Annotated in this window: 29 protein-coding genes and 1 pseudogene; 12 read left to right on the top strand and 18 right to left on the bottom strand. The window is 67.1% G+C overall.

From position 1 onward, the window contains the following. The first annotated feature begins 2 nt into the window (after window positions 1–2). Window positions 3–641 (top strand): 7-carboxy-7-deazaguanine synthase, encoded by a 639-nt coding sequence (gene queE / locus BLS74_RS11445; RefSeq protein WP_093105889.1) that lies wholly within the window; start codon window positions 3–5, stop codon window positions 639–641. Between the two features lie 113 nt (window positions 642–754). After that, window positions 755–1,129, top strand: a complete 375-nt coding sequence (locus tag BLS74_RS11440) for a 6-carboxytetrahydropterin synthase (protein WP_093105887.1) — start codon at window positions 755–757, stop codon at window positions 1,127–1,129. A gap of 15 nt (window positions 1,130–1,144) precedes the next feature. Here the strand turns inward: BLS74_RS11440 and nadA are convergent, their stop codons facing one another. The 6 genes from nadA to BLS74_RS11410 form a co-directional block, all read right to left on the bottom strand. After that, window positions 1,145–2,260, bottom strand: coding sequence for a quinolinate synthase NadA (gene nadA / locus BLS74_RS11435; protein ID WP_093105884.1), 1,116 nt, complete (start codon window positions 2,258–2,260; stop codon window positions 1,145–1,147). Between the two features lie 3 nt (window positions 2,261–2,263). Beyond that, complete coding sequence (nadC, locus tag BLS74_RS11430) at window positions 2,264–3,142, bottom strand: carboxylating nicotinate-nucleotide diphosphorylase (RefSeq protein ID WP_093105882.1); 879 nt, start codon at window positions 3,140–3,142, stop codon at window positions 2,264–2,266. Window positions 3,143–3,174: 32 nt separating this feature from the next. Next, on the bottom strand, window positions 3,175–4,176 hold the full coding sequence (locus BLS74_RS11425; RefSeq protein ID WP_093105879.1) for an NAD(P)H-dependent glycerol-3-phosphate dehydrogenase: 1,002 nt from the start codon (window positions 4,174–4,176) through the stop codon (window positions 3,175–3,177). Between the two features lie 25 nt (window positions 4,177–4,201). After that, the gene (gene secB / locus BLS74_RS11420) at window positions 4,202–4,666 is read right to left on the bottom strand and encodes a protein-export chaperone SecB (RefSeq protein ID WP_093105876.1); all 465 of its coding nucleotides are present in this window, start codon (window positions 4,664–4,666) and stop codon (window positions 4,202–4,204) included. A 108-nt stretch (window positions 4,667–4,774) separates the two neighbouring features. Further along, a complete protein-coding gene (grxC, locus tag BLS74_RS11415) occupies window positions 4,775–5,035 on the bottom strand; it encodes a glutaredoxin 3 (RefSeq protein WP_093105873.1) in 261 nt (86 codons plus the stop codon). Between the two features lie 20 nt (window positions 5,036–5,055). Continuing rightward, window positions 5,056–5,463, bottom strand: coding sequence for a rhodanese-like domain-containing protein (locus BLS74_RS11410; protein ID WP_093105870.1), 408 nt, complete (start codon window positions 5,461–5,463; stop codon window positions 5,056–5,058). 72 nt (window positions 5,464–5,535) lie between these two features. On the opposite strand from BLS74_RS11410, the gene gpmA reads away from it, so the two are divergent. The 3 genes from gpmA (at window position 5,536) to moeB (ending at window position 8,638) form a co-directional block, all read left to right on the top strand. Continuing rightward, complete coding sequence (gene gpmA, locus BLS74_RS11405) at window positions 5,536–6,279, top strand: 2,3-diphosphoglycerate-dependent phosphoglycerate mutase (RefSeq protein WP_093105867.1); 744 nt, start codon at window positions 5,536–5,538, stop codon at window positions 6,277–6,279. A gap of 99 nt (window positions 6,280–6,378) precedes the next feature. Next, entirely contained in the window at window positions 6,379–7,821 is a 1,443-nt protein-coding gene (locus BLS74_RS11400) for a S41 family peptidase (RefSeq protein ID WP_093105864.1), read from the top strand. A gap of 55 nt (window positions 7,822–7,876) precedes the next feature. Next, window positions 7,877–8,638: a HesA/MoeB/ThiF family protein gene (gene moeB, locus BLS74_RS11395; protein ID WP_093105861.1), complete on the top strand. Its 762-nt coding sequence runs from the start codon at window positions 7,877–7,879 to the stop codon at window positions 8,636–8,638. 6 nt (window positions 8,639–8,644) lie between these two features. Here the strand turns inward: moeB and BLS74_RS11390 are convergent, their stop codons facing one another. Then, the gene (locus BLS74_RS11390) at window positions 8,645–10,663 is read right to left on the bottom strand and encodes an AsmA family protein (protein WP_244503840.1); all 2,019 of its coding nucleotides are present in this window, start codon (window positions 10,661–10,663) and stop codon (window positions 8,645–8,647) included. Continuing rightward, a complete protein-coding gene (locus BLS74_RS35075) occupies window positions 10,660–10,866 on the bottom strand; it encodes a hypothetical protein (RefSeq protein ID WP_244503839.1) in 207 nt (68 codons plus the stop codon). The genes BLS74_RS11390 and BLS74_RS35075 overlap by 4 nt, the downstream gene beginning before the upstream one ends. Before the next feature lie 286 nt (window positions 10,867–11,152). Here BLS74_RS35075 and BLS74_RS11385 point away from each other — a divergent pair, with 286 nt between their 5' ends. Continuing rightward, on the top strand, window positions 11,153–11,557 hold the full coding sequence (locus BLS74_RS11385; protein ID WP_093105856.1) for a response regulator: 405 nt from the start codon (window positions 11,153–11,155) through the stop codon (window positions 11,555–11,557). 72 nt (window positions 11,558–11,629) lie between these two features. On the opposite strand, the gene BLS74_RS11380 is transcribed toward BLS74_RS11385, so the two are convergent. After that, window positions 11,630–12,262 (bottom strand): response regulator, encoded by a 633-nt coding sequence (locus BLS74_RS11380; protein ID WP_015866882.1) that lies wholly within the window; start codon window positions 12,260–12,262, stop codon window positions 11,630–11,632. A gap of 107 nt (window positions 12,263–12,369) precedes the next feature. Here BLS74_RS11380 and BLS74_RS11375 point away from each other — a divergent pair, with 107 nt between their 5' ends. The 6 genes and pseudogenes from BLS74_RS11375 to BLS74_RS11350 all read left to right on the top strand — a co-directional run. Then, on the top strand, window positions 12,370–13,728 hold the full coding sequence (locus BLS74_RS11375) for a CHASE3 domain-containing protein (RefSeq protein ID WP_244503838.1): 1,359 nt from the start codon (window positions 12,370–12,372) through the stop codon (window positions 13,726–13,728). A gap of 175 nt (window positions 13,729–13,903) precedes the next feature. After that, the gene (locus tag BLS74_RS11370) at window positions 13,904–14,065 is read left to right on the top strand and encodes a DUF1328 domain-containing protein (protein ID WP_093105850.1); all 162 of its coding nucleotides are present in this window, start codon (window positions 13,904–13,906) and stop codon (window positions 14,063–14,065) included. Between the two features lie 54 nt (window positions 14,066–14,119). After that, window positions 14,120–14,500 (top strand): hypothetical protein, encoded by a 381-nt coding sequence (locus tag BLS74_RS11365; protein WP_093105847.1) that lies wholly within the window; start codon window positions 14,120–14,122, stop codon window positions 14,498–14,500. Window positions 14,501–14,533: 33 nt separating this feature from the next. Further along, entirely contained in the window at window positions 14,534–14,914 is a 381-nt protein-coding gene (locus BLS74_RS11360) for a hypothetical protein (RefSeq protein ID WP_093105844.1), read from the top strand. Then, window positions 14,904–15,353 (top strand): hypothetical protein, encoded by a 450-nt coding sequence (locus tag BLS74_RS11355; protein WP_244503837.1) that lies wholly within the window; start codon window positions 14,904–14,906, stop codon window positions 15,351–15,353. Before BLS74_RS11360 ends, BLS74_RS11355 begins: the two co-directional genes overlap by 11 nt. Window positions 15,354–15,382: 29 nt before the next feature. Continuing rightward, window positions 15,383–15,769 (top strand): annotated as a pseudogene (locus tag BLS74_RS11350) (ferritin-like domain-containing protein); the annotation flags it as partial. Here the strand turns inward: BLS74_RS11350 and BLS74_RS11345 are convergent. The 9 genes from BLS74_RS11345 to BLS74_RS11305 form a co-directional block, all read right to left on the bottom strand. Continuing rightward, the gene (locus BLS74_RS11345) at window positions 15,745–15,942 is read right to left on the bottom strand and encodes a CsbD family protein (RefSeq protein ID WP_093105838.1); all 198 of its coding nucleotides are present in this window, start codon (window positions 15,940–15,942) and stop codon (window positions 15,745–15,747) included. The pseudogene BLS74_RS11350 and the gene BLS74_RS11345 sit on opposite strands and share 25 nt — an antisense overlap. A 116-nt stretch (window positions 15,943–16,058) precedes the next feature. Further along, window positions 16,059–16,886, bottom strand: a complete 828-nt coding sequence (locus BLS74_RS11340; protein WP_093105835.1) for a DUF429 domain-containing protein — start codon at window positions 16,884–16,886, stop codon at window positions 16,059–16,061. Between the two features lie 31 nt (window positions 16,887–16,917). Continuing rightward, window positions 16,918–17,340 (bottom strand): BLUF domain-containing protein, encoded by a 423-nt coding sequence (locus BLS74_RS11335; protein ID WP_093105833.1) that lies wholly within the window; start codon window positions 17,338–17,340, stop codon window positions 16,918–16,920. A gap of 5 nt (window positions 17,341–17,345) precedes the next feature. Beyond that, window positions 17,346–18,077 (bottom strand): GTP cyclohydrolase I, encoded by a 732-nt coding sequence (gene folE / locus BLS74_RS11330; RefSeq protein ID WP_093105830.1) that lies wholly within the window; start codon window positions 18,075–18,077, stop codon window positions 17,346–17,348. A gap of 70 nt (window positions 18,078–18,147) precedes the next feature. Continuing rightward, a complete protein-coding gene (locus BLS74_RS11325; protein ID WP_093105827.1) occupies window positions 18,148–18,906 on the bottom strand; it encodes an endonuclease/exonuclease/phosphatase family protein in 759 nt (252 codons plus the stop codon). Continuing rightward, the gene (gene nudB, locus BLS74_RS11320; RefSeq protein ID WP_093105825.1) at window positions 18,903–19,370 is read right to left on the bottom strand and encodes a dihydroneopterin triphosphate diphosphatase; all 468 of its coding nucleotides are present in this window, start codon (window positions 19,368–19,370) and stop codon (window positions 18,903–18,905) included. The genes BLS74_RS11325 and nudB overlap by 4 nt, the downstream gene beginning before the upstream one ends. Before the next feature lie 76 nt (window positions 19,371–19,446). After that, window positions 19,447–21,252 carry an aspartate--tRNA ligase gene (aspS, locus tag BLS74_RS11315; RefSeq protein WP_093105823.1) on the bottom strand — a complete coding sequence of 602 codons (1,806 nt, stop codon included), beginning with the start codon at window positions 21,250–21,252 and terminating at the stop codon, window positions 19,447–19,449. Between the two features lie 31 nt (window positions 21,253–21,283). Next, window positions 21,284–21,904, bottom strand: coding sequence for a DUF502 domain-containing protein (locus BLS74_RS11310; protein ID WP_093105821.1), 621 nt, complete (start codon window positions 21,902–21,904; stop codon window positions 21,284–21,286). A 16-nt stretch (window positions 21,905–21,920) separates the two neighbouring features. After that, window positions 21,921–22,271: an FmdB family zinc ribbon protein gene (locus BLS74_RS11305; RefSeq protein WP_093105818.1), complete on the bottom strand. Its 351-nt coding sequence runs from the start codon at window positions 22,269–22,271 to the stop codon at window positions 21,921–21,923. Window positions 22,272–22,318: the final 47 nt, after the last annotated feature.

Below are 22,318 nucleotides of genomic sequence, written 5' to 3'. Positions count from 1 at the left end.
TCATGAGTTACAGCGTCAAGGAAATCTTCTACACCCTGCAAGGCGAAGGCGCCCAGGCCGGCACGCCGGCCGTGTTCTGCCGCTTTGCCGGCTGCAACCTGTGGAGCGGCCGCGAGAGTGACCGCGAGAGCGCCATCTGCCGCTTCTGCGACACCGATTTCGTCGGCACCGACGGCACGCTGGGCGGCAAGTTCGCCAACGCCGAGCTGCTTGCCGACACCATCGCCGCGCAATGGCCGGCCGGCGACGCCGAGCACCGGATGGTCGTGCTCACCGGCGGCGAACCGCTGCTGCAAGTGGACGCGGCGCTCATCGCCGCGCTGCATGCGCGCCGCTTCCGGATCGCGGTGGAAAGCAACGGCACTGTCCTTGCGCCCGAAGGCATCGACTGGCTTTGCATCAGCCCGAAGGCCGGCGCGCCCTGGGTCCAGCGCACGGGGCAGGAGCTCAAGGTGGTGTGGCCGCAGCCCGGCCTCGACCTGGACGCGTTGCAGGCCGACAGCCACTTCGCGCACCGCTTCCTGCAGCCGATGGACGGTCCGGCACAGGCCGAGAACACGGCCCTGTGCATCGACACCTGCATGCACCGCCCCGGCTGGCGGCTCAGCCTGCAGACCCACAAACTGACCGGGATCCGCTGAAATTTAGCTCTCCCCCAGGCTCCCCCACTTCGTGTGGTCCGCCAACCCCCTCTCCGGGGGCAACACCAGCGGCCCGGCAAAGCCGGTTCCGCGGTGTTCCCCGACTGACGCCAATGTCCACCCAACTCACCATCAGCCAGCGCTTCTTTTTCGACGCTGCCCACACCCTCAGGCGCGAGATCGACGCCGAAGGCAGCCGCCGCATCCACGGCCACACTTACCACGCGGAGGTCGCCGTACGCGGCCCGCTCAATGTCGAAACCGGCATGGTCATCGACCTCGGCGTGTTGCGCGGGCATCTGAATGCCGTACGCGCGCAACTCGACCATCACCTGCTCGACGATGTGCCGGGCCTGGGCATCCCCACGCTGGAAAATCTTTGCCTGTTCATCGCCAAGGCCCTGGCCGGCATGCGGCCGCCGCCCTCGCGGGTGCGCGTCTGGCGCGATGCGCTGGGCGACGAGTGCGTGCTGGAGCTCGGCGCCTGACGCCGGAGGCTCGGCTCAGGCCGCGCCGATGCCGGCGACCAAGCTGCCGGCCGGCTGGCCGTTTTTCAGCCCCGCCGTGAAAGCCAGCATGCGATCGATCGGCACGCGAGCGCGAAGGCCCAGCGCCGGGTCGACATGGATCTCGCCGGCGCCCGTTTCGAGCACGCGCGCCAGGTCGGCCAGGCCGTTCATGGCCATCCAGGGGCAGTGCGCGCAGCTCTTGCAGGTGGCGCCGTTGCCGGCCGTGGGCGCCTCGATGAAGATCTTGCCGGGATTGAGCGTGCGCAGCTTGTGCAGCATGCCGCTGTCGGTGGCGACGATGAACTCGGCTGCATCCATGCGCTGCGCCGCATTCAGGATGCCGGAGGTCGAGCCCACCGCATCGGCCAGCGCGATCACGTCGGCCGGCGCTTCTGGATGCACCAGCACCTTGGCCCGCGGATGGGCCTCTTTCAGCAGTTCCAGCTCGAGCGCCTTGAATTCGTCGTGCACGATGCAGGCGCCTTCCCAGCTCACCATGTCGGCGCCGGTTTCGCGCCGGATGTAGTCGCCCAGGTGCCGGTCGGGCGCCCAGAGGATCTTGCGGCCCTGCGCCGCCAGCGCACGCACCACGTCGAGCGCGCAGCTTGAAGTCACCAGCCAGTCGGCGCGCGCCTTCACGGCCGCGCTGGTGTTGGCGTAGACGACCACCGTGTGGTCCGGATGCCGGTCGCAGAAGGCGCTGAAAGCATCGGCCGGGCAGCCGAGATCGAGCGAACAGGTGGCGTCGAGATCGGGCATCAGCACACGCTTTTCGGGCGACAGAATCTTGGCGGTCTCGCCCATGAAGCGCACGCCCGAAACCACCAGCGTCCTTGCCGCATGGTCGCGGCCGAAGCGTGCCATCTCGAGCGAATCGCTCACCAGGCCGCCGGTTTCCTCGGCCAGGTCCTGCAGGTCGGGATGCACGTAGTAGTGCGACACCATCACCGCATCGCGCTCGCGCAGCAGGCGGCGGATACGCTGCTTCAGCGCTGCGCGTTCGGTTGGCGACGGCTCGGGCGGGACGCGCGCCCAGGCATGGCGCGTGTCGCAGGCGGCACCGGCTTGGGCCGGCTGCTCGTAGTCGACGCTGATGACGGAAGTCGCCACGGCTCAGCCCTCCTGGAAGCGCATCGAAAAATCGATGGCCTTGATGTCCTTGGTCAGCGCGCCCACCGAGATGCGATCGACGCCGGTCTCGGCCAGGGCACGCACGCTCTCGAGTGTGACGCCGCCGGAGATCTCCAACACCGCGCGGGTCTTTCCGGCCGCCTCGTTGCGGCGCACGGCTTCGCGCAGGGTCGGCAGGTCCATGTTGTCCAGCAGCACCATCCGCGCGCCCTGGGCCAGCGCCTCGTCGAGCTGGTCCAGCGTCTCGACTTCGATTTCGACGAACTTTGCCTGGCCGGCCACGCGCGCGGCGGCTTGCAGCGCGGCGCTGACGCCACCCGCGGCGGCGATGTGGTTTTCCTTGATCAGGATGGCGTCGTACAAGCCGATTCGGTGGTTGGTGCCGCCGCCGACGCGCACCGCGTACTTCTGCGCCAGACGCAGGCCCGGCAGGGTCTTGCGGGTGTCGACGATGGCGGCGCGCGTGCCGCGGACCGCTTCGACGTAGGTGGCGGTGCGCGTCGCGACGGCGCTCAGCAGCTGCAGGAAGTTAAGCGCGGTGCGTTCGGCAGTGAGCAGGGCCCGCGCATCGCCCGAAATTTCGAGCACGGTCTGCTCGGCCGCGCACTGCGTGCCTTCTGCACCATGCCACACGATACGGGCCTGCGGATCGAGCTGCCGCACGACCGCCTCCACCCACGGTGCGCCGCACAGCACGGCGGGCTCGCGCAGCAGCACTCGCGCCGTGGCGTGCCCGCCGGCGGGCACCAGGCCTGCCGTGAGGTCGCCGTCGCCGGCGTCCTCGCGCAACGCCCGCGCGGCATCGGTCTGCGCGAGCTCGGCCACGCGGGCCGGGGAAAAATCGAAAAAGTTGTCGTCCATTGTTCTGTTTGCTTAGCCGGGCCACACGGGTTTCATCCGGATTCCACGCCCGGCTCGCGCCCCATCAGTTCAGCGACCGCCTCCGCAGGCCGCACGCGGCCGTCAAGCAGCGCCACCACGCTGTCGGCGATCGGCATTTCGACGCCCAGGTGGCGCGCGCGCTGCACCACGGTGCGCGCACAGTAGACGCCCTCGGCCACATGGCCCAGCGAATCCACCGCCTGGGCCAGCGTCCGGCCCTGGGCCAGCAGCAGGCCGACCTTGCGGTTGCGCGAGAGATCACCGGTGGCCGTGAGCACGAGGTCGCCGAGGCCGGAGAGCCCCATGAAGGTATCGGCCCGGGCGCCGAGGGCGACGCCGAAGCGCGTCATTTCGGCCAGGCCGCGCGTGATCAGCGCGGCGCGCGCATTGAGGCCGAGCGCCAGGCCGTCGGCCAGGCCGGTCGCGATCGCCAGCACGTTCTTGACGGCACCGCCGACCTCGACGCCCACGATGTCGTCGTTGGCATAAACGCGCAGGGTCGGGCCGTGGAAGGCCGCGACCAGCGCATCGCGCAGCTGCGTATGGAGACTGGCGGCAACCAGCGCCGTGGGCCGGCCTTGCGCGACTTCCTGCGCAAAGCTCGGGCCGCTCAGCACGCCGGCCATCAGATCGGGCGCGACGACGGCCTGGATCTCGTGGCCCAGCAGCCCCACGGCGCCCGGGTCCGCACGCGCCGGCTCGACGCCTTTGCAAAGCCAGGCCACCGGGTAGGCGGCGTCGCGCAAAAGAACGAGCTGTTCGCGCAAGGCCGCCATCGGCGTCGCGACGATCGCGAGATCGGCGCCCTCGAGCGCGGCGAGCGCATCGCCGGCGCGAATGGTGAGTGAGGGCGGCAGCGCAATGCCGGGCAGATAGCGCTGGTTCTCGCGCGCCGCCGACATGGCCTCGGCCTGGGCCGCATCGCGCGCCCACAGGGTGACCGGATGGCGGCCGGCCGCATTGACCGCCAGCGCCGTGCCCCAGGCACCGGCGCCGAGCACGCAGATCTTCATCGGCGGCGGCGCAGTTGCGTTGCGCTTACTGCGTGACGATCGGCGAGGGCTGGCCCGCCGCCTGGGCCTGCTGCTGTTCGAACATGGCCTGGAAGTTGATTTCGGCCAGGTGAACCGGCGGGAAACCGCCGCGCTGGATCACGTCGGCCACGTTGCCGCGCAGGTAGGGGTAGACGATCTGCGGGCAGGCGATGCCGAGGATCGGGCCCATCTGGTCTTCGGGCAAGTTGCGGATCTCGAAGATGCCGGCCTGCTTGGCCTCGACCAGGAACACGGTCTTGTCCTGGATCTTGGTCTGCACGGTGGCCGAGACGGTGATCTCGAAGATGCCGTCGGTCACGGGCTGGGCATCGACGCCGAGTTGGATGTCGACGGTCGGCTGCTCCTGCTCCAGCAGGATGGCAGGCGAATTGGGCTGCTCGAGCGACAGGTCTTTCAGATAGACGCGCTGGATCTGGAAGACGGGATCTTGGGCTTGCTGGTCGGCCATGGCTGAACTTTCGAGGGTCAAAACAACGCCCGCCGGGGAGAAGGTCCCGAGAGCGGGCTGGAGATGGGTCTGCGAGGATGCGAAAAGGGCGATTATCGCCCCGCGGCTTCAGGCGCCCTGCAGCAGCGGGATGAGGCCGCCGCGGCCGTCGAGCGCGATCAGGTCATCGCAGCCGCCGACGTGGGTGTCGCCGATGAAGATCTGCGGCACGGTGCGCCGCTGGGTGGTGTTCATCATCGCGACGCGGGCCTGAGGGTCGCTGTCGACGCGGATCTCCTCGATCTGATCGACGCCCTTGGCCTTGAGGATTTGCTTGGCTCGAATGCAATAGGGGCAAACGGCGGTGGTGTACATCTTGACGGCTTGCATCGTGCGTATATCCGGGAAGTTCAGGCTTTTTCAATCGGCAGGTTAGCCTCTTTCCAGGATTTGAGTCCGCCGGCCACCGCTTGCGCTTGCTCGTAGCCGAGTTTCTTGGCCGTGGCCACCGCGCGCTGGGCCCGCGCACCGGTGGCGCAGATCAGAAGCAGCGGCACCGATTTGTTCTTGACCGCGGCAGCGAGTTTTTCGTCGAGTTGGTTGAGCGGCACGTTCTTCGCGCCGGTCACATGACCGGCTGCATACTCCTCGGGTTCGCGCACGTCGACCACCACCGCGCGTTCGCGGTTGATGAGCTGCACCGCGCCCTGCGCCGTGAGCGATCCGGCGTTGGCCCCGCGCAGCAGCGGCCAGGCCAGCATGCCGCCCGAGCTGAGCGCGATCAGGATCAGCATCCAGTTGTCGAGGATGAATTTCACGGTGTTCCTTGAGTAGCAAACCTCGGATTTTAGAATGTCGACTTTTCGCTTGCGTTCCAAAGGCCTTCCCCCATGCACAAACTGGTACTGATCCGCCACGGCGAATCGACCTGGAATCTCGAAAACCGCTTCACCGGCTGGACCGACGTCGACCTGACGGCCACCGGCATCGAGCAGGCCAAGCAGTCCGGGCGGCTCCTGAAAGCCGAGGGTTACGACTTCGACGTCGCCTACACCAGCGTGCTCAAGCGCGCCACCCGCACGCTCTGGCATACGCTGGACGAACTCGACCGCACCTGGCTGCCGGTGGTGCACTCCTGGCGCCTCAACGAGCGCCACTACGGCGCGCTGCAGGGCCTCAACAAGGCCGAAACCGCCAAGAAGTACGGCGACGAGCAGGTGCTGGTCTGGCGCCGCAGCTACAGCACCCCGCCGCCGCCGCTGGAGCCGAACGATCCGCGCTGCGAACGCGCCGACGTGCGCTACGCCAAGCTGCCGCCGGAGCAGGTACCGCTGACCGAATGCCTCAAGGACACCGTGGCGCGCGTGCTGCCCTTCTGGAACGAATCGATGGCGCCGGCGATCCGCGCCGGGCGCCGGCTGGTGGTGTCGGCACACGGGAATTCGATCCGGGCGCTGGTGAAATACCTCGACGGCATCTCCGACGACGACATCGTGGGCCTCAATATCCCGAACGGCATTCCGCTGGTCTACGAGCTGGACGACGAGCTCAAGCCGCTGCGGCACTACTACCTCGGCGACGCCGCGGCGGCCGAAAAAGCCGTGGCCGCGGTGGCTGCGCAAGGCAAGGCGTGACGAAAACCGCTCCAGCTTCGACGGGTACGCGGAACCCCGGCAGACAACTTGCTTCCAAGCTGTGTATATTGGATTGACAGGCGACAAGGACGTTTACACATGGGCCAGAAATTGAAAATCACCGGCTGGGTTGCAGCCGGCGCCGTGGCCGGCGCACTGACCACCGTCTCGTTGCAAACCGTTGCACGAGGCTCCCTGGCCCCTCTACCTCTCGAAGAACTGCAGCAGCTCGCTGCGGTGTTCGGCATGGTGAAGAGCGACTATGTCGAGCCGGTCGACGAGAAAAAGCTCATCTCGGATGCGATTTCGGGCATGGTCGCCGGGCTCGATCCGCATTCGCAGTATTTCGACAAGAAGTCCTTCAAGGAATTTCGCGAGGGCACCACCGGCCGCTTCGTCGGCGTGGGCATCGAGATTTCGCAGGAGGACAACCTGATCAAGGTGGTGTCGCCGATCGAGGGCTCCCCCGCCTTCCGCGCCGGCCTCAAGCCGAACGACCTGATCACCAAGATCGACGACACCGCGGTGCGCGGCCTCTCGCTCAACGAGGCCGTCAAGCGCATGCGCGGCGAGGCCAACACCAAGGTGCTGCTCACGATCTTCCGCAAGGACGAGAACCGCACCTTCCCGGTGACCATCACGCGCGAGGAGATTCGCACGCAGTCGGTGCGCGGCAAGGTGATGGAGCCGGGCTACGGCTGGATCCGCCTGTCGCAGTTCCAGGAACGCACGGTCGACGACTTCGTCAAGAAGGTCGACGAGATCTACAAGCAGGAACCCAACCTGAAGGGCCTGGTGCTCGACCTGCGCAACGATCCGGGCGGCCTGCTCGATGCGGCGGTGGCCATCTCGGCCGCCTTCCTGCCCGAGAACGTCACCGTCGTCTCCACCGACGGCCAGCTGTCCGAGAGCAAGTCAGTCTACAAGGCCGCGCCCGAGTTCTACCAGCGGCGCGCGGGCAGCGATCCGCTGCGCACCCTCCCTGCGGCGCTCAAGACGGTGCCGCTGGTGGTGCTCGTGAACGAAGGCTCGGCTTCCGCCAGCGAAATCGTGGCCGGCGCCCTGCAGGACCACAAGCGTGCCATCGTGATGGGCAGCCAGACCTTCGGCAAGGGTTCGGTGCAGACGGTGCGCCCGCTCGGCCCCGACACCGGCCTCAAGATCACGACGGCGCGCTACTACACGCCGAGCGGCACCTCGATCCAGGCCAAGGGCATCGTGCCGAACGTGCTGGTCGACGAAAGCGCCGAGGGCAGCCCCTTCGCCGCGCTGCGCATGCGCGAGGCCGACCTCGAAAAGCACCTGGCGAGCGGCCAGGGCCCGGAGAGCAAGGACCCCGAGCGCGAAAAAGCCCGCGACGAGGCCCGTAAGCGGCTCGAGGAAGAAGCCAAGAAGCCGCCGCAGGACCGCAAGGTGCCCGAGTTCGGCACCGACAAGGACTTCCCGCTCATGCAGGCCTTCAACCGGCTCAAGGGTCAGCCCGTGCTGGTGAGCAAGACGCAGGTGATCGTCGAGAACAAGGAAGAAAAGAAGGAAAACTGATCCCGGGCGGCTCCCCGCGGGAGCCACCGCCCCCCGGCGATCGACCGCGCAGCGCATGGAAGACCAAGACCTGCTGCGCTATTCGCGCCACATCCTGCTCGAAGAGTTCGGCATCGACGGCCAGGCGCGCGTCAGTGCGGGCCATGCGCTGGTGATCGGTGCCGGCGGGCTCGGCTCTCCGGTGCTGCTCTATCTCGCCGCGGCCGGCGTCGGCCGCATCACGCTGGTCGACGACGACGAGGTCGATCTCACCAACCTTCAGCGCCAGATCGCCCACGGCACGGAGCGGGTGGGCATGCCCAAGGTCGAATCGGCCGCCGAGGCGATGCGCGGCATCAATCCGGACATCCGCATCGAGACGCACCGCCTGCGCGCCGACGATGCGCTGCTCGCGCGGCTGGTCGCCGAGGCCGACGTGGTGATCGATTGCAGCGACAACTTCAGCACCCGGCATGCGGTGAACCGGGCCTGCGTCGCCCATGCCAGGCCGCTGGTGGCCGGCGCGGCGATCCGCTTCGACGGCCAGCTGAGCGTGTACGACGCGCGCGATCCGGCCTCGCCCTGCTATGCCTGCCTGTTCCCGCCCGATGCCCACTTCGAGGAAACGCGCTGCGCCGTGCTCGGCGTGTTCGCGCCGGTGGTCGGCACCATTGGCACCTTGCAGGCCGGCGAGGCGCTGAAGCTGCTGGCCGGCATCGGCCCCTCGCTGGCCGGCAGCCTGCTGATGTTCGACGGGCGCCGGACGGCTTTCGACACCCTGCGCGTCGCCCGCGATCCGGGCTGCAGCGTGTGCGGGCACCGGCCGGGTGCCGGCTGAGAAAAGCTACTGCTTCTTTGCCTTGGCAGCGCCAGCGGCTGCCTCCCGGGATACCGGCCGCTTCGCCAGGGCCAGCACCTCCTGGCAATCGGCATCGACGCCGGGGCCGGTTTCGACGGTCGCGGCGAGCGCGAGCAAGGGGTTGATCGTGCCCAGCGCCAGCGCAGCGATGCCGCGCGTCGCCAACGGGCCGGCCTGGACGCCCGCCGACGGCGATGCAAATGTGCCGCCGACAACCAGCGGACCGCGCAGCGAGAGGATGCTCTTGTCCTTGGGTTGCGGCCGGATCACGAAATCCAGCGTCTCGTTCGCGAGGCTGGCATGGCCACTCACGTTGAAGACCGTGTCCTCGGTGTCGAACACCAGGCTGCGGCCGTTCATCGTCCCCTTGTCGACATCGAAGGCGAGCGCCGCGCAGCGCAACACGACGTTCCGGTCGCCGCGCAGCAAGAACTTGATGATCTCGCCGCCGTCCAGGCCCATGAATTCCAGCAGCAGGTTGCTGAACTGCCCGCGGCCCGTGAGAGCGGCCACATCCCCGGAGGCGCTGCCCAGCCAGCCCGCGACCGAGTTTCCGCGCCCGGACAGGTTGATCCGCCCATCGAGTTTTCCGAAGCTGGTGCGCAGGGTCTCGACCTTGGGAATCAGGCGGTTGAGCTGCATGGCGCGCACGTCCAGCGCCGCTCGGATGTCGGCCGGATTCTGGGTGGCATCGATGCGGATCGCGCCGGCCAGCCTGCCGTTGGCGACGCCCACATCGAGCGGGTCGAGCGTCAGCACGCCATCCTTCAGCTTCACCTGCACGCTGCCCTTGTCGAGCGGCAGCTCGCGCACGTTCCGGATGCGGTCGGCCACGTACTTCACCTCGGCATTCATGGCGCGCAGGCGCTCGAAGTCCAGCGTGGCGGTGGGCAGCACCTTGCGCCCGGGATCGCGCCGCGCGCGCTTGACTTGGGCAACGCTGGGCGGCGGCGCCACACCTTCGACTGCATTGGCCGAACGGGCCGTCGGCGGCAAGCCGATCAGCGGGCCGAGGTCGTCCATGTCCATCACGCGCGAGCGGAGGCTGCCCGCGAGATAAGGCGGCTTCTGCGACTGGTCGAACCGCATGTCGCCGCCGATGTCGGAGAGGCCCAGCTTGCCCTTGAGGCCTTGCACCTCCCACAGCTTCGCGCGCTTTTTCAGCTCGCCGCTGAGGGCGTAAGGGGAAGTCTGGGGCAGCGCGATGCCCAGCAACCGGTACAGATCGCCGAGGTTCTGGCCCTTGAGTTCGAAGCGGGCGTCGACGCCATCCAGGCTGGCGAGTTCGGCCACCGTGCCTTGCGCCTTCAGCCGGGTGTGACCCGCGACCGCACTGATCTCGAGCGGGAACGGCGGCTGGCCCGCCGCGTTGAGCTGCAGCACGTTGCCGGTACGGCCCTCCGCCGTGAGCGGCTGGCGCTGGTAGCGGCCCTTGATGCGGTAGCTGAGCGGCATGTCGCCACGGCTGGTGTCGAAGCTGAAATCGGCGTGCAGGTCCACGCCCCAATGCTCCGCAAGGAAGTCGAGCCCGCCGCCGTCGATCTGCAGGAGGCCGATCGTCGGCACTGTCGCTTCGTCCGAAGTGTCCTTGCCCAGCGCCCAGGTGCGCCGCCCGTCCTCTTCCATCTGAAGGCCCAGCGACGGCGAAACCAGGGCCAGGCGCGGAATCACGACCTTGCGCGCCAGGAGCGGCCACAGCCGGAGGTCCAGTTCGGCGCTCTGCGCACGCACGAGATAGGGGTCGCGGGCCCAGGAAGGATTCGCGAATTCGATGCCGTCGAGCTTGACGGTGGCGCCGCGCCAGCCGAGATCGACATCCAGCCGCCGCGTGATCTCGAACTTGCGGCCGGTCTTGTCGCTGACGTAGCGGTTGATCGGCTCCCGCAGCGCGTCCCAGGGAAAGAAAGCCAGCACCAGCAGGAGGGCCACGAACAGCCCCAGCAGCACCGCGCCGAGCTTGATCCAGATCGAGCGGCGCGGCGTGTGGGCGGTGTTCGGGGTCACGGTGCTGGCATCTTCTTGTCCGGCGTCGAGACGATGGATGCAGGGGATGCGAGGAAGCAGATGGCGGTGATGCCGACCGCGGCCGCGTTTTTCGCCGCTTCGGCGAGCTTCAGTTCGGCGTTCGCGGGCTCGCCGATCACCACGACTGCGGCGGCCGCCAAGGTCAAGAGGCCGACGGCCACGTAGTTCCACACGATGTTCATCTCGGCGCCTTCCGTTGGAGAAAGGATGCGAAGGCATGGAGCGATCCGCATCGGGATCGAGGGTAAGGGGGCGCATCCGGCGCCGGGGTCGGCGCTCGACCGCAGCCGCTGTGGGGCAAAGCCTACGGCCGCAAATCGTTCACCGCCGTAAGAACAAGCCTACAGCCGCAGGGCGTCGAACGCTGCATGATGCGGGGCTGTTGATTTGTAGCATTTTGCGAAACGGCTTTCGCGGGGACCCACGGTCCACGGAGCTCGATCGCCAGAGAGACGCGCCGGTTCTCCAATGGACCCCAGATTGAACACCTACATCGTCGAAGACAACGTCACGATCCGCGAGAATCTCGTCGGTACTCTGGAGGAGCTCACCTGCATCTCAGCCGTCGGTTTCGCCGAAACCGAGACGGAAGCCGTCCGCTGGCTGACCGAGAACAGCGACCAGTGGGAACTGGCCATCGTCGATCTGTTCCTGAAACAAGGCAGCGGCCTGGGCGTGCTGCAGGCTTGCGTGTCGCGCCGGCCCGACCAGAAAGTGGTGGTGCTCAGCAACTACGCCACCCCCGACATACGCAAACGCTGCGCCCAGTTCGGTGTCGATGCCGTGTTCGACAAATCGAACGAGATCGACGCGCTGATCGACTTCTGCATCGGGCAGTCCTCCGCGCTTCGCCAGCCGTCCAGCTCGAGCTGACGCCCCGCATCGCGAACGATGGTCTTTTCCAGCATGCGGCAGCCCCGCAGGGATGGAGCCGCCGCCGGAATCTCAATCGATCAACTTGTTCTTCAGCGCGTAGTACGTCAGGTCGCTGTTGGAAGAGAGATTCATCTTCTCCATCAGGCGCGTGCGGTAAGTACTGACGGTCTTGACCGAAAGCGAAAGCGTCTTGGCAATATCGCCCGCCGTCTCACCCTTGGCCAGCTTGAGAAACACCTGAAACTCGCGCTCGGACAATTGCTCGTGCGGCGCCGCGTCGTCCTTGCGGTCGAGCTGGCGCGCCAGCAGCTCGGCCACCGCCGGCGTGATGTAGCGGCGGCCCAGCGAGATGGTGCGGATCGCGTTCACGATCTCCATCGGGTCGCACTCCTTGTTGAGATAGCCGCTCGCGCCCTGGCGGATCAGGTTCATCGCGTAGTGCTCCTCGGGGTAGCCGCTCAAGATGAGGATGCCCACGTCCGGCGCTTTGGCGCGGATCATCGCCAGCGCATCGATCCCGCTCTGTCCGGGCATCGAGAGATCCATCACGAGCACATCCAGCTCCGTGGTGCGCACCAGCTCGATCGCTTCGCGTCCGCTGGCCGCCTCGCCCGCCACGCGCAGGTCGACGTGTTCCGAGAAGAACTGGCGCAAGCCGGAGCGCACGATGGCGTGGTCGTCCACAATTCCGATCTTGATCATCTGGTACCTTCTTTGTCGTATCGCTGTTTCTTGCGTCGCGGCATGCCGCCCCCTGATCCACGTCGATTATTCCCGAATTTGAACTGCCCGCATCCCGCGGAGACCCCATGCGCTGGTTAGCTTTCCCGAAGATGGCCCTCGGCCTCACGCTCGCGACGCTCGCCGCGCTCGTGCTCGTGGGCATCAACGAGGCCGGCTACCGCCAGTCCACCCAGGCCCTGACCGAAGTCGGCGAGGCGCAGCGCGTGCGCCTGGTGCTCAACATGCTGCTGCAGAACATCATCGATGCCGAAACGGGTCAGCGCGGCTATCTGTTGACGGGCGAGGCGCGCTACCGCGAGCCGTATGACGTTGCCGTGAAGCAGGTGGATGGTCAACTGGCCGCCCTGCAGGTGCTCTATGCCGGAAAGCCCGTCGAGACGGCGCGCCTGACCCAGCTCTCGAAGCACGTCTCGCGCAAGCTCGCGGAGATGGACATGAGCGTGCGGCTGCGACGCGACGGCAACGACGACGCCTGGAAGTTCGTGATCACAACCGACGTCGGCCGCGAGGAGATGGAGGCCATCCGCCAGCAGGCCGGCGAACTGATTTCGATCAGCAACGAGGCGCTGATGCTGGGCCAGGTCCAGATCGCGAAGTCGCTGCGCTTTGCGCGCATCGGCATCGGGCTGGTGGCATTGGCGGGCCTGCTGGCCTTCTACCTGTATTTGCGCCAGGCCCATGTGCTGCGTTCGGCCGGCGAGCGGCAGCAGGAGGCGCTGCAACGCGAACGCAATGCCCTGGAGGACGAGGTCCGCGAACGCACCGCGACGCTGGCCGAGCTCGCCACCCACCTGCAGCAGGTGCGGGAAAGCGAGCGCGGCTTCCTGGCGCGCGAGCTGCACGACGAGCTGGGCTCGCTGCTGACCGCGGCCAAGCTGGACGTGGCACGCCTGAAGTCGCGCCTCATCGATTCGCCGGACGCGATCCAGCGGCTGCAGCATCTGAACGAGCTCCTCAACAGCGGCATCGCGCTCAAGCGCCGCATCATCGAAGACCTGAGGCCCTCGTCGCTGGCCAACCTCGGGCTCATCGCTTCGCTCGAAATCCTCGGCCGCGAATTCGCCGAGCGCTCGGGAACGGAAATCGAGATGGTGCTCGAGCCGGTGGCGCTCAACGAAGCCGACCAGCTCACCATCTATCGCATGGTCCAGGAAAGCCTGACCAACATCAGCAAGTACGCGCAGGCGACCGAAGCCAGCATCGTCATGAAGAACTACGGCAACCATGTGATCGTGGAAGTCGCCGACAACGGCAAGGGCTTCGACGCCCGCAGCACCCGGCCTTCATCCCATGGCCTGGCAGGCATGCGGCATCGCGTGGAAGCCGCCAAGGGCAAGCTCACCATTTCGTCGGCGCCCGGCCAGGGAACGCGCCTGAGCGCGATGCTCCCCGCCTCCCCGCCTCGCTCCTCCAAGGCAGCCTGAATACGCGGCTCGGGAGCGGCCCGACCGTGATTCGACCCTCTCCTACGCCCCCAGGCCGCTGCTGCTGACAGGGCTTCGGCGCCCCCCCACTTAACGTGAATCCCACGCGGTTTCACCCTCTGAACCGGCCGGCCGCCATTCACAACGACGAGACCATCCTCCAAAGGAGTTCAGCATGTTGTATTACGCAGTCGTATTCCTGGTCATCGCCCTGATCGCCGCGCTGTTCGGCTTCGGCGGCATCGCGGCCAGCGCCGTCGGCATCGCGAAAATACTTTTCGTGATCTTCATCGTGCTGGCCCTCGCCAGCTTCATCGCGGGCTTGATGCGACGATGACAGCCTCGTTACGATGAGCAGGTTCTCACAACAATCTCCGGAAGGACTATTTTCATGAACACGACCACCAAGACCCCTTCGCAGATCGCCGAAGAGGCGCGCCAGACCGCCGCTGACGCGATCGACACCACGCGCGCCTACGCGCAGAACGCAGTGAACGCCGCCGGAGAGAAGGTTCGTGACCTGCGCCGCGACGCGGAGCCCGCCGTGGAGCAGATCGCGGCACGTGTGCAGCAGGCGGTACAGCGCGGCCTGGATGCCGCCTCGACGACCAGCGCGCGTGCGCAACGCCGCTTCGAGCAGGCTGCCGACGTCACGGGCAAGTACATCGCCGACCAGCCGGTTCGCTCCGTGCTCGTCGCCGCCGCGGCCGGTGCCGCCATCACGGCGCTGATCGTCCTCGCCAGCCGTCGCAGCAGTCGCGACGACTATTGATCTGAAATTCCGCTTCCCGCTGCCTGCCGCACCATGCTCCATCCCATTTTCTCCACGGTGCTCGGGCATCCGGAGCTGATCGCGGATCACGTCGCCAACTACGCTGCGCTGGCCAGGCTGGAAACGGCGCAGGCGAGCCGGGGCCTGATCGCGCGGGTCGTGGCAGGCGCGCTTGCAGCCGCCAGCGCGATGCTCGCCCTGGGGCTGATCGGCGTCGCCGCCATGCTCGGCGCGCTGCACGGAAGCTTTCACTGGGTGCTGGTCGTCGTTCCGGGCATCGCGGTACTGATCGCGCTCGTCTCGGCCTATGTTGCTTCGCGCCCGAGCGAATTTCATGCTTTCAGCGATATCCGCGCCCAGCTCGACGCGGACGTCCAGGCGCTGCATCTGGCGGGAGAAGGTCGTGGCCATTGAGCGCCAGGACCTGACGCCGCAGCAACGGCTCGCGATCTCCCGCCGGGCGCTGGTGCAGCAGCTGCGAGGAAGCGAAGCCGCAGCCGATGCACCACGGCCAGCCTCGGGGCGGCGCCCCGCGCAGCGCGAAAGCGTGCTCGACCGGGTCGACTGGGCGTCGGTCGCGCGCAATGCGACCCGGCGCTGGTGGCGCAGGCACCCCGCCAACGCCGTCGGCCAATTGGCGCGACCGCTGCTCGACCGCTATGCGCGCGAACAGCCCGCCAAGCTGATGGCGGCGGCAGCGGCGGCGGGTGCGCTGGTCGTGCTGGTCAAGCCCTGGCGATTGCTGTCGATCACGGCAGTGCTCGCCGCGGCCCTCAAGACATCGGACGTGGCCGATCTCGTGACCACGCTGATGCACAAGAACCCCGGCCCCTCACGAAAGGATTCCCCATGAATACCGCAGTCAAGGAGCGCCCGTAACATCTGACGCTCGACCAGACCGCCATCGACGCGGCGTCCAAGCACCTCGACGACGGCGCCGTGACGCCCAGCTACGGGCCGTGGCGCGACGACATCGTCAAGCTGCTCAATGACGCGCTGGCCACCGAGCTGGTCTGCGTGCTGCGCTACAAGCGCCACTACTTCACCGCCAACGGCGTGGCCTCGCCGGCGATCGCCGACGAGTGCCTCGTGCATGCGAACGAAGAGTCCGCCCATTCCGACAAGATCGCGGAACGCATCGTGCAGCTCGGAGGCCAGCGCGACTTCAATCCGAAGACATTGCTCGACCGCAGTCATGCGGACTACGACGAGGCGACGGAGCTGCAGGCCATGGTGAATGGGCGTCAGAGCTTGTCCGCGCCGCGCTTGATGGCGTCCTTGGCCTTCTCTTTGGCATCGCCGTAGGTGCTTTGCACCTTGCCGCCGGCCTGCTCGACCACGCCTTCGCTCTGCAGCTTCTCGCTGCCGCTGACCTTGCCGGCCGCTTCCTTGAGCTTGCCCTTGGCTTGGTCGACACGGCCTGCCACTTGGTCCTTGTTCATGTCGCTTCCTTCGCAAGATGAGATGAACGGGTGGTTCGACCGAACCACTGAAAGCCAATCTAGCGGGCCCGCATAGGCCCCCGCGTGCCGAAGCCGGCTTGATCTGCCGTAGGACTTCAGGCGGTGAGGATCCAGCCCTCCAGCGGGTCCATCGCCGCCGGCAGGCCATAGCCCGGACCGGCGCTCGACTTGCGGGCCGCACCCCAGGCGGCCTGCACGATGCAGAGCACCGCGTCGATGCAATCGCCCTTGGCATCGGCCAGCAGCTGATCGCGCTCGGCAGCGCCGAGAAAGAGACGCAGGCCGAGACGCGTGGAACCTCGTTCGAGCGCGGCGAGCAGATCGATCCTCGCCGCGCGCCGCTGTGCGTTCTGGGCAGCGGCATCGTCGCTCTTGTAGCTGCGCCGCCCGATCAGCTCGCGCGCAAGAAGCCCCGGATAGCCTTCCAGCGCAACACGCGCCATGCCGCCGCCGGCCGGCGCGTGCAGTCCCGGCAATGCGGCACCTGCCGCGAGCAGCCGCGGCACGCCGGCGTGCAGCATGAAGGCGACCGGTGGGTTGATCCATTTCATCGAGGGACTAGAGCCCGCCGGGCCGTCCGTGGCGCGGTGCGCGAACTTCCCGCCGGCGGGGCGCGCCGCGCAGAAGGCAGCGAAAGTCTCGCGGATGCTGTCGCGGCTCAAGCCGGCATAGTGCGCGATGAGCGCCCGCCATTGCGGCGGCCATCCGAGCTGTGCGACCAGTTCACGCGGCAAGCCGAAGGGGAAGTCGAAGGCGCCGACCCATTCGGGCGTATCCGCCAGCCATTGGCACCAGGCGTCGAGAGTCGCGAAGCGTTCGAGCCGCGAGAGCCGGACGCCGCCCTCCTGCGCGGCTCCGAGCGCGAGCACGATGGGCTTGCGCGATGTCGGTGCGCTCGAAAAATCGCAGCCCAGCAACAGCATGGCCGATGCAGCCTCGGCCGCCGCGCGCGACTCAGTGCCGGCCGACGATGGCGGCGGTGGCCATCAGTTCCTCGAGCAGCGCGAGCGATACCTTCCCGGAGACCGAATACGGATCGAGCTCCGGCTTCTCCGAGTACTTGAGCAAGGTCGAGATATTGAGCTTGGACAGATTGACCTGCCCCATCGTCCAGCCGCCGAAGCGGCGCTCGGAGATTTCTTCGTAGTGCAGCAGCACCACGTCCTTGTGGCGGGGATCCCGCTGGATGTGGCCGTACAGCTCGCTGATCGCCGTGCGGCCGCCTTCGATGGCCTGCAGGAACACGCCTGCGCCATAGCAAAGGATGCCGGTGATGCCGCACGCAGTGTTGTGCGAGCGCGATTGCGCGAGGATCGCTTCGATGGCGTCGGAGCTGGTATCGACGGCGCGGCTCACATAGAGAAGTCGTACGAGCATGGCGTTCAACTCCGGCGGGGAAGAAGGGAAAGGAATTCGCGGCGCAGGTTGGAGTCTTTCAGGAACGCGCCGCGCATCACTGAATTGATCATCTTGCTGTCCATCTCCTTGACGCCGCGCCACTGCATGCAGAAATGCTCGGCCTCGACCACCAGCGCCAGGCCGTCGGGCTGCGTGCGCTCCTGAATCAGGTCGGCCAGCTGAACCACGGCTTCTTCCTGGATCTGGGGCCGGCTCATCACCCACTCGGCCAGCCGCGCGTACTTCGACAGGCCGATCACGTTGGTCTGCTCGTTGGGCATGACGCCGATCCAGAGCTTGCCGATGATCGGGCAGAAATGGTGCGAGCAGGCGCTGCGCACCGTGATCGGGCCGACGATCATGAGCTCGTTGAGGTGCTCGGCGTTCGGGAATTCGGTGAGCGAGGGCTGGGCCACGTAACGCCCCTTGAACACCTCGTTGACGTACATCTTCGCGACGCGGCGGGCCGTGTTGTCGGTGTTGTGGTCGTTGTCCAGGTCGATCACCAGGCTCTCGAGCACATGCTTCATCTTGCCTTCGACCTCGTCGAGCAGGCGCTCGAGTTCGCCGGGCTCGATGAACTCCGCGATATTGTCGTTGGCATGGAAGCGCTTGCGGGCGGCCAGAAGGCGCTCGCGGATCTTCACGGACACGGGCGTGCCCTCGTCCTCGGCCCCTTCGTCGGGGCGCTCTACGGCGTCGGTTTTCCTTAGCATGAGAGCATCCTAACAGTGAATGTATTCAGGGCGAATGACCCTGCAGCGCGCTTCCCGCCTGCGCGCAAAGCTATTGTTTTGATAGCACGAAATCCGTCACCAGCGGCAGGTGATCGGACATGCGCGCCCAGATCGGCCCGCGCGGCACCGTGGTGGCGACCGGCTCGACCTGGCGGCCGTAGATGAAGTCGAGCTGGGTCACCGGCAGGCGCGAGGGATAGGTCAGCGTGCGCGGTCCGCGCAGGTCGCCGGTGTCGCGCAGCCCCATGGCGTTCATCGCGTAGCGCATGCGCGCGCCCCAGTCGTTGAAATCGCCGGCCACGACCAGCGCCTCGCCGGGCGGGATCTCGCGCTCGATGAATTCCCGCAACAGCGCGACCTGGCGCACACGGCTGCCCTTGATGAGGCCCAGGTGCACCACGATCGCATGCACCGGCTGGCCCTCGACGTCGATCGCCACGTGCAGCAGCCCCCGCTGCTCGAAGCGATGGTCGGAGATGTCCTGATGAGTCTTGCGCAGCACCGGCCAGCGCGTGAGCAGCGCGTTGCCATGCTCGCCGTGCCGCGTGATGGCGTTGGTCTCGTAGACGGCCGTGTAGCCCTCGGGCGCGAGAAAGTCGGCCTGCGGCAGCTCGGGCCAGTGCCTGAAGCGGGCGGCGGCCTGCCGGTTCATCTTGCGCACTTCCTGCAGGCACACGATGTCGGCATCGAGCTGCTCGATGGCATGGCCCAGGTTGTGGATTTCGAGGCGCCGTGCGGGGCCGATGCCTTGCACACCCTTGTGGATGTTGTAAGTCGCCACCCGGATGCTGTTGGTCGGCGCGTTCATTGCGCAAATTGTGGCAGCAGCAGGATCGCTTCGGCGTTCGAAGGGGAAAAGCAGGCGTCGGCCGCCTCGCGGTAGGGCAGCCAGCGCCAGGCCGTGTGTTCGCGCGGGTCCAGGCGCGGCGTCAGGCGCTCGGGCACGCAGAGGCCGAACAGGTGCTCGGTGTTGTGGGTGACGCCCGGCGCATAGCGGGCGCGCCAGCGGGGGTAGATCTCGTAGATGTTCTGGAGCCGCCAGTCGCGCAGCTGCGAGGCGAGCGCGCTGCCTTCGCCGCAATCGATGCCGGTCTCCTCCGCAACCTCGCGCGCCGCGGTCAGCGCCAGCGGTTCGTCGATGTCATCCTTGCTGCCGGTGACCGACTGCCAGAAGTCCTCGGCATCGGCACGCCGGATCAGCAGCACGTCGAGCGTCGGCGTGTGGATCACGACCAGCACCGACTCGGGAATCTTCCAGGGCCGCCCGCTCACTAACCAACCTTCGCGCCGCGCGCTTCGGTATTCGCCTTGGGGGCGGCCCGGCGGCTCATGCTTGGCCCCGGCCCGCTCAGGCGGCCAGCTGGGCGTTGCGCAACCGGATGTGCAGCTCGCGCAGCTGCTTCTCGTCGACCGGGCTCGGCGCCTGCGTCAGCAGGTCCTGCGCGCGCTGGGTCTTGGGGAAGGCGATCACGTCGCGGATCGACTCCGCACCGCTCAGGAGCATCACCAGCCGGTCCAGGCCGATCGCGATGCCGCCGTGCGGCGGTGCGCCGTACTGCAGCGCGTCGAGCAGGAAGCCGAACTTGTTCTGGGCGTCCTCGGCACTGATCTTGAGCGCGCGGAACACCTTGCTCTGCACCTCCTCGCGGTGGATACGCACCGAGCCGCCGCCCATCTCGATGCCGTTGAGCACCATGTCGTAGGCCTTGGCGATGCACTTCTCGGGCGCAGTGTCCATGAGGTCTTCATGGCCGTCCTTGGGCGCGGTGAAGGGATGGTGCACGGCCGACCAGCGCTGGCCTTCCTCGTCGAACTCGAACATCGGGAAGTCGACGACCCAGAGCGGCGCCCAGCGGTCCTCGAACAGGCCGTTCTTGCGGCCGAAGGCGCTGTGGCCGATCTTCACGCGCAGCGCGCCGATGGCGTCGTTGACGATCTTTTCCTTGTCGGCGCCGAAGAACAGGATGTCGCCGTTGCGCGCACCGGTGCGCGCGATGATTTCCGCCAGCGAGGCATCGTTGAGGTTCTTGACGATCGGGCTCTGCAGGCCCTCGCGCCCCTGCGCTGCGTCGTTGACCTTGATGTAGGCCAAGCCCTTGGCGCCGTAGATCTTGACGAACTCGGTGTAGGCATCGATGTCGCCGCGCGACAGGCCGCCTTCGGCGCCGCCGCCGGGCACGCGCAGCGCCACCACGCGGCCGCCGGGGGTGCTGGCGGCCTGCGCGAAGACCTTGAACTCGACGTTGCGCATCACGTCGGTCAGTTCGGTGAACTCGAGCTTGACGCGCAGGTCGGGCTTGTCGGAGCCGTACTTGAACATCGCGTCCGCATAGCTCATGACCGGGAACGGCGGCAGCTCGACTGCGGCCGCCGCGCGAAACACCTTGCGGATCATGCCTTCGAACATCTCGCGAATCTCTTCCTCGGCCATGAACGAGGTTTCGATGTCGATCTGCGTGAACTCGGGCTGGCGATCGGCGCGCAGGTCCTCGTCGCGGAAGCACTTGACGATCTGGTAGTAGCGGTCGTAGCCGGCCACCATCAGCAGCTGCTTGAAGAGCTGGGGCGACTGCGGCAGCGCGAAGAAGCAGCCGTCGTGCACGCGGCTCGGCACCAGGTAGTCGCGCGCGCCTTCGGGCGTGGACTTGCCGAGCATCGGCGTCTCGATATCGATGAAGCCGTTGGCGTCGAGGAACTTGCGCACCTCCATCGTGACCTTGTAACGCAGCATCATGTTGCGCTGCATCGCGGGGCGGCGCAGGTCCAGCACGCGGTGCGTGAGGCGGGTGGTTTCCGAGAGGTTGTCGTCGTCCAGCAGAAAGGGCGGCGTGACGGAAGGATTGAGCACCTTCATCTCCTGGCACAGCACTTCGACCTTGCCGCTCTTCAGGTTCTCGTTGACCGTGCCCTCGGGCCGCGCGCGAACCAGGCCGGTGACCTGTACGCAGAACTCGTTGCGCAGGCCCTCGGCCGTGGCAAAGGTGGCGGCGCGATCGGGATCGCACACCACCTGCACGTACCCTTCGCGGTCGCGCAGGTCGATGAAGATCACGCCGCCATGGTCGCGGCGGCGGTTGACCCACCCGCACAGGGTGACGGTTTGGCCCAGCAGGGCTTCGGTCACGAGACCGCTGTAGTGAGAACGCATGGCCATAGGTGGATTCCGGCGCCGACAGTGGCGCGTTTTATTTGATCGCGATGGTTGCGGGGCCGCCGGGAACGACCACGCCCATCGACACGATGTACTTGAGCGCGTCGTCCACGCTCATCTTGAGTTCGATGCAGTCGCTGCGCTTGAGCATCACGAAATAGCCGCCCGTCGGGTTGGGCGTGGTCGGCACGTAGACGCTGAGGTAGTCGCCACCGCCGAGGTGCTCCACCACGTCGCTGCCGGGAGCACCGGTCACGAACGCGATGGTCCACACGCCTTCGCGCGGCCACTCGACCAGTACTGCGGTGCGGAACGCATTGCCGTTCTCGGAGAACAGCGTGTCCGACACCTGCTTGACGCTGGAGTAGATCGAGCGGACCACCGGAATGCGGCGCACCACGGCATCGCCCCATCCCAGCAGGCGCTTGCCGACGAAATTGCTCGCGATCGCGCCGACCGCCAGCAGGATCGCCAGCGTCAAGAGCACGCCCAGCCCGCGCACCCTGTGGTCGTTGAGCCACTTCTGCCAATCTTCCGGCAGCAGCCACAGCGTCTGGTCGAGCGTGCCGATGATCCAGTTCAGCACGCCCAGCGTGATGACCAGCGGCACGATGACCAGCAAGCCGGAAAGCACCCATTTGCGCAGCGCGAGCATGGCGTGTGCGGCTCGATCAGTCGTTCTTGGCCGCGGCAGCGGCAGGCGCCGGCGCCGGCGCGGGGGATGCGGCAGGCGCAGCGGACGGTGCCGGCGCGCCCGCAGTTTCGGCCGGCTTCGCGGCAGTTCCGTCGGCCGGCGCGCCCGCACCGTCAGCGCCCTTTTCAGCGCCCTTCTTGCCGCCGCCGTCGCGGAAATCGGTCACGTACCAGCCCGATCCCTTGAGCTGGAAGCCGGCGGCGGTGAGCTGCTTGCTGAACGCACCCACGCCGCAGCTCGGGCACTCGGTCAAGGGCGCATCGGACAATTTCTGCAGCACGTCCTTGGCAAAGCCGCAGGCGCTGCACTTGTAGGCGTAGATAGGCATGGGGTCGGGGGGCGGATGAGCGGCCGGCGGCCGCTCGCAAAGCTCTC

It is taken from the genome of Variovorax sp. CF079, assembly GCF_900101545.1.
Lineage (GTDB): Bacteria > Pseudomonadota > Gammaproteobacteria > Burkholderiales > Burkholderiaceae_C > Variovorax.
Note: the sequence above shows the minus strand (reverse complement) of the source record. Positions and strands in the feature narration are given on the sequence as shown.

Excerpts from the sequence above, each read along its gene's own strand:
- queE (WP_093105889.1), top strand. The coding sequence starts at position 3 with ATGAGTTACAGCGTCAAGGAAATCTTCTACACCCTGCAAGGCGAAGGC.
- BLS74_RS11440 (WP_093105887.1), top strand. The coding sequence starts at position 755 with ATGTCCACCCAACTCACCATCAGCCAGCGCTTCTTTTTCGACGCTGCC.
- nadC (WP_093105882.1), bottom strand. The coding sequence starts at position 3,142 with ATGGACGACAACTTTTTCGATTTTTCCCCGGCCCGCGTGGCCGAGCTC.
- BLS74_RS11425 (WP_093105879.1), bottom strand. The coding sequence starts at position 4,176 with ATGAAGATCTGCGTGCTCGGCGCCGGTGCCTGGGGCACGGCGCTGGCG.
- secB (WP_093105876.1), bottom strand. The coding sequence starts at position 4,666 with ATGGCCGACCAGCAAGCCCAAGATCCCGTCTTCCAGATCCAGCGCGTC.
- grxC (WP_093105873.1), bottom strand. The coding sequence starts at position 5,035 with ATGCAAGCCGTCAAGATGTACACCACCGCCGTTTGCCCCTATTGCATT.
- gpmA (WP_093105867.1), top strand. The coding sequence starts at position 5,536 with ATGCACAAACTGGTACTGATCCGCCACGGCGAATCGACCTGGAATCTC.
- BLS74_RS11400 (WP_093105864.1), top strand. The coding sequence starts at position 6,379 with ATGGGCCAGAAATTGAAAATCACCGGCTGGGTTGCAGCCGGCGCCGTG.
- moeB (WP_093105861.1), top strand. The coding sequence starts at position 7,877 with ATGGAAGACCAAGACCTGCTGCGCTATTCGCGCCACATCCTGCTCGAA.
- BLS74_RS35075 (WP_244503839.1), bottom strand. The coding sequence starts at position 10,866 with ATGAACATCGTGTGGAACTACGTGGCCGTCGGCCTCTTGACCTTGGCG.
- BLS74_RS11385 (WP_093105856.1), top strand. The coding sequence starts at position 11,153 with ATGGACCCCAGATTGAACACCTACATCGTCGAAGACAACGTCACGATC.
- BLS74_RS11380 (WP_015866882.1), bottom strand. The coding sequence starts at position 12,262 with ATGATCAAGATCGGAATTGTGGACGACCACGCCATCGTGCGCTCCGGC.
- BLS74_RS11375 (WP_244503838.1), top strand. The coding sequence starts at position 12,370 with ATGCGCTGGTTAGCTTTCCCGAAGATGGCCCTCGGCCTCACGCTCGCG.
- BLS74_RS11370 (WP_093105850.1), top strand. The coding sequence starts at position 13,904 with ATGTTGTATTACGCAGTCGTATTCCTGGTCATCGCCCTGATCGCCGCG.
- BLS74_RS11365 (WP_093105847.1), top strand. The coding sequence starts at position 14,120 with ATGAACACGACCACCAAGACCCCTTCGCAGATCGCCGAAGAGGCGCGC.
- BLS74_RS11360 (WP_093105844.1), top strand. The coding sequence starts at position 14,534 with ATGCTCCATCCCATTTTCTCCACGGTGCTCGGGCATCCGGAGCTGATC.
- BLS74_RS11345 (WP_093105838.1), bottom strand. The coding sequence starts at position 15,942 with ATGAACAAGGACCAAGTGGCAGGCCGTGTCGACCAAGCCAAGGGCAAG.
- BLS74_RS11340 (WP_093105835.1), bottom strand. The coding sequence starts at position 16,886 with ATGCTGTTGCTGGGCTGCGATTTTTCGAGCGCACCGACATCGCGCAAG.
- BLS74_RS11335 (WP_093105833.1), bottom strand. The coding sequence starts at position 17,340 with ATGCTCGTACGACTTCTCTATGTGAGCCGCGCCGTCGATACCAGCTCC.
- folE (WP_093105830.1), bottom strand. The coding sequence starts at position 18,077 with ATGCTAAGGAAAACCGACGCCGTAGAGCGCCCCGACGAAGGGGCCGAG.
- BLS74_RS11325 (WP_093105827.1), bottom strand. The coding sequence starts at position 18,906 with ATGAACGCGCCGACCAACAGCATCCGGGTGGCGACTTACAACATCCAC.
- aspS (WP_093105823.1), bottom strand. The coding sequence starts at position 21,252 with ATGGCCATGCGTTCTCACTACAGCGGTCTCGTGACCGAAGCCCTGCTG.
- BLS74_RS11310 (WP_093105821.1), bottom strand. The coding sequence starts at position 21,904 with ATGCTCGCGCTGCGCAAATGGGTGCTTTCCGGCTTGCTGGTCATCGTG.
- BLS74_RS11305 (WP_093105818.1), bottom strand. The coding sequence starts at position 22,271 with ATGCCTATCTACGCCTACAAGTGCAGCGCCTGCGGCTTTGCCAAGGAC.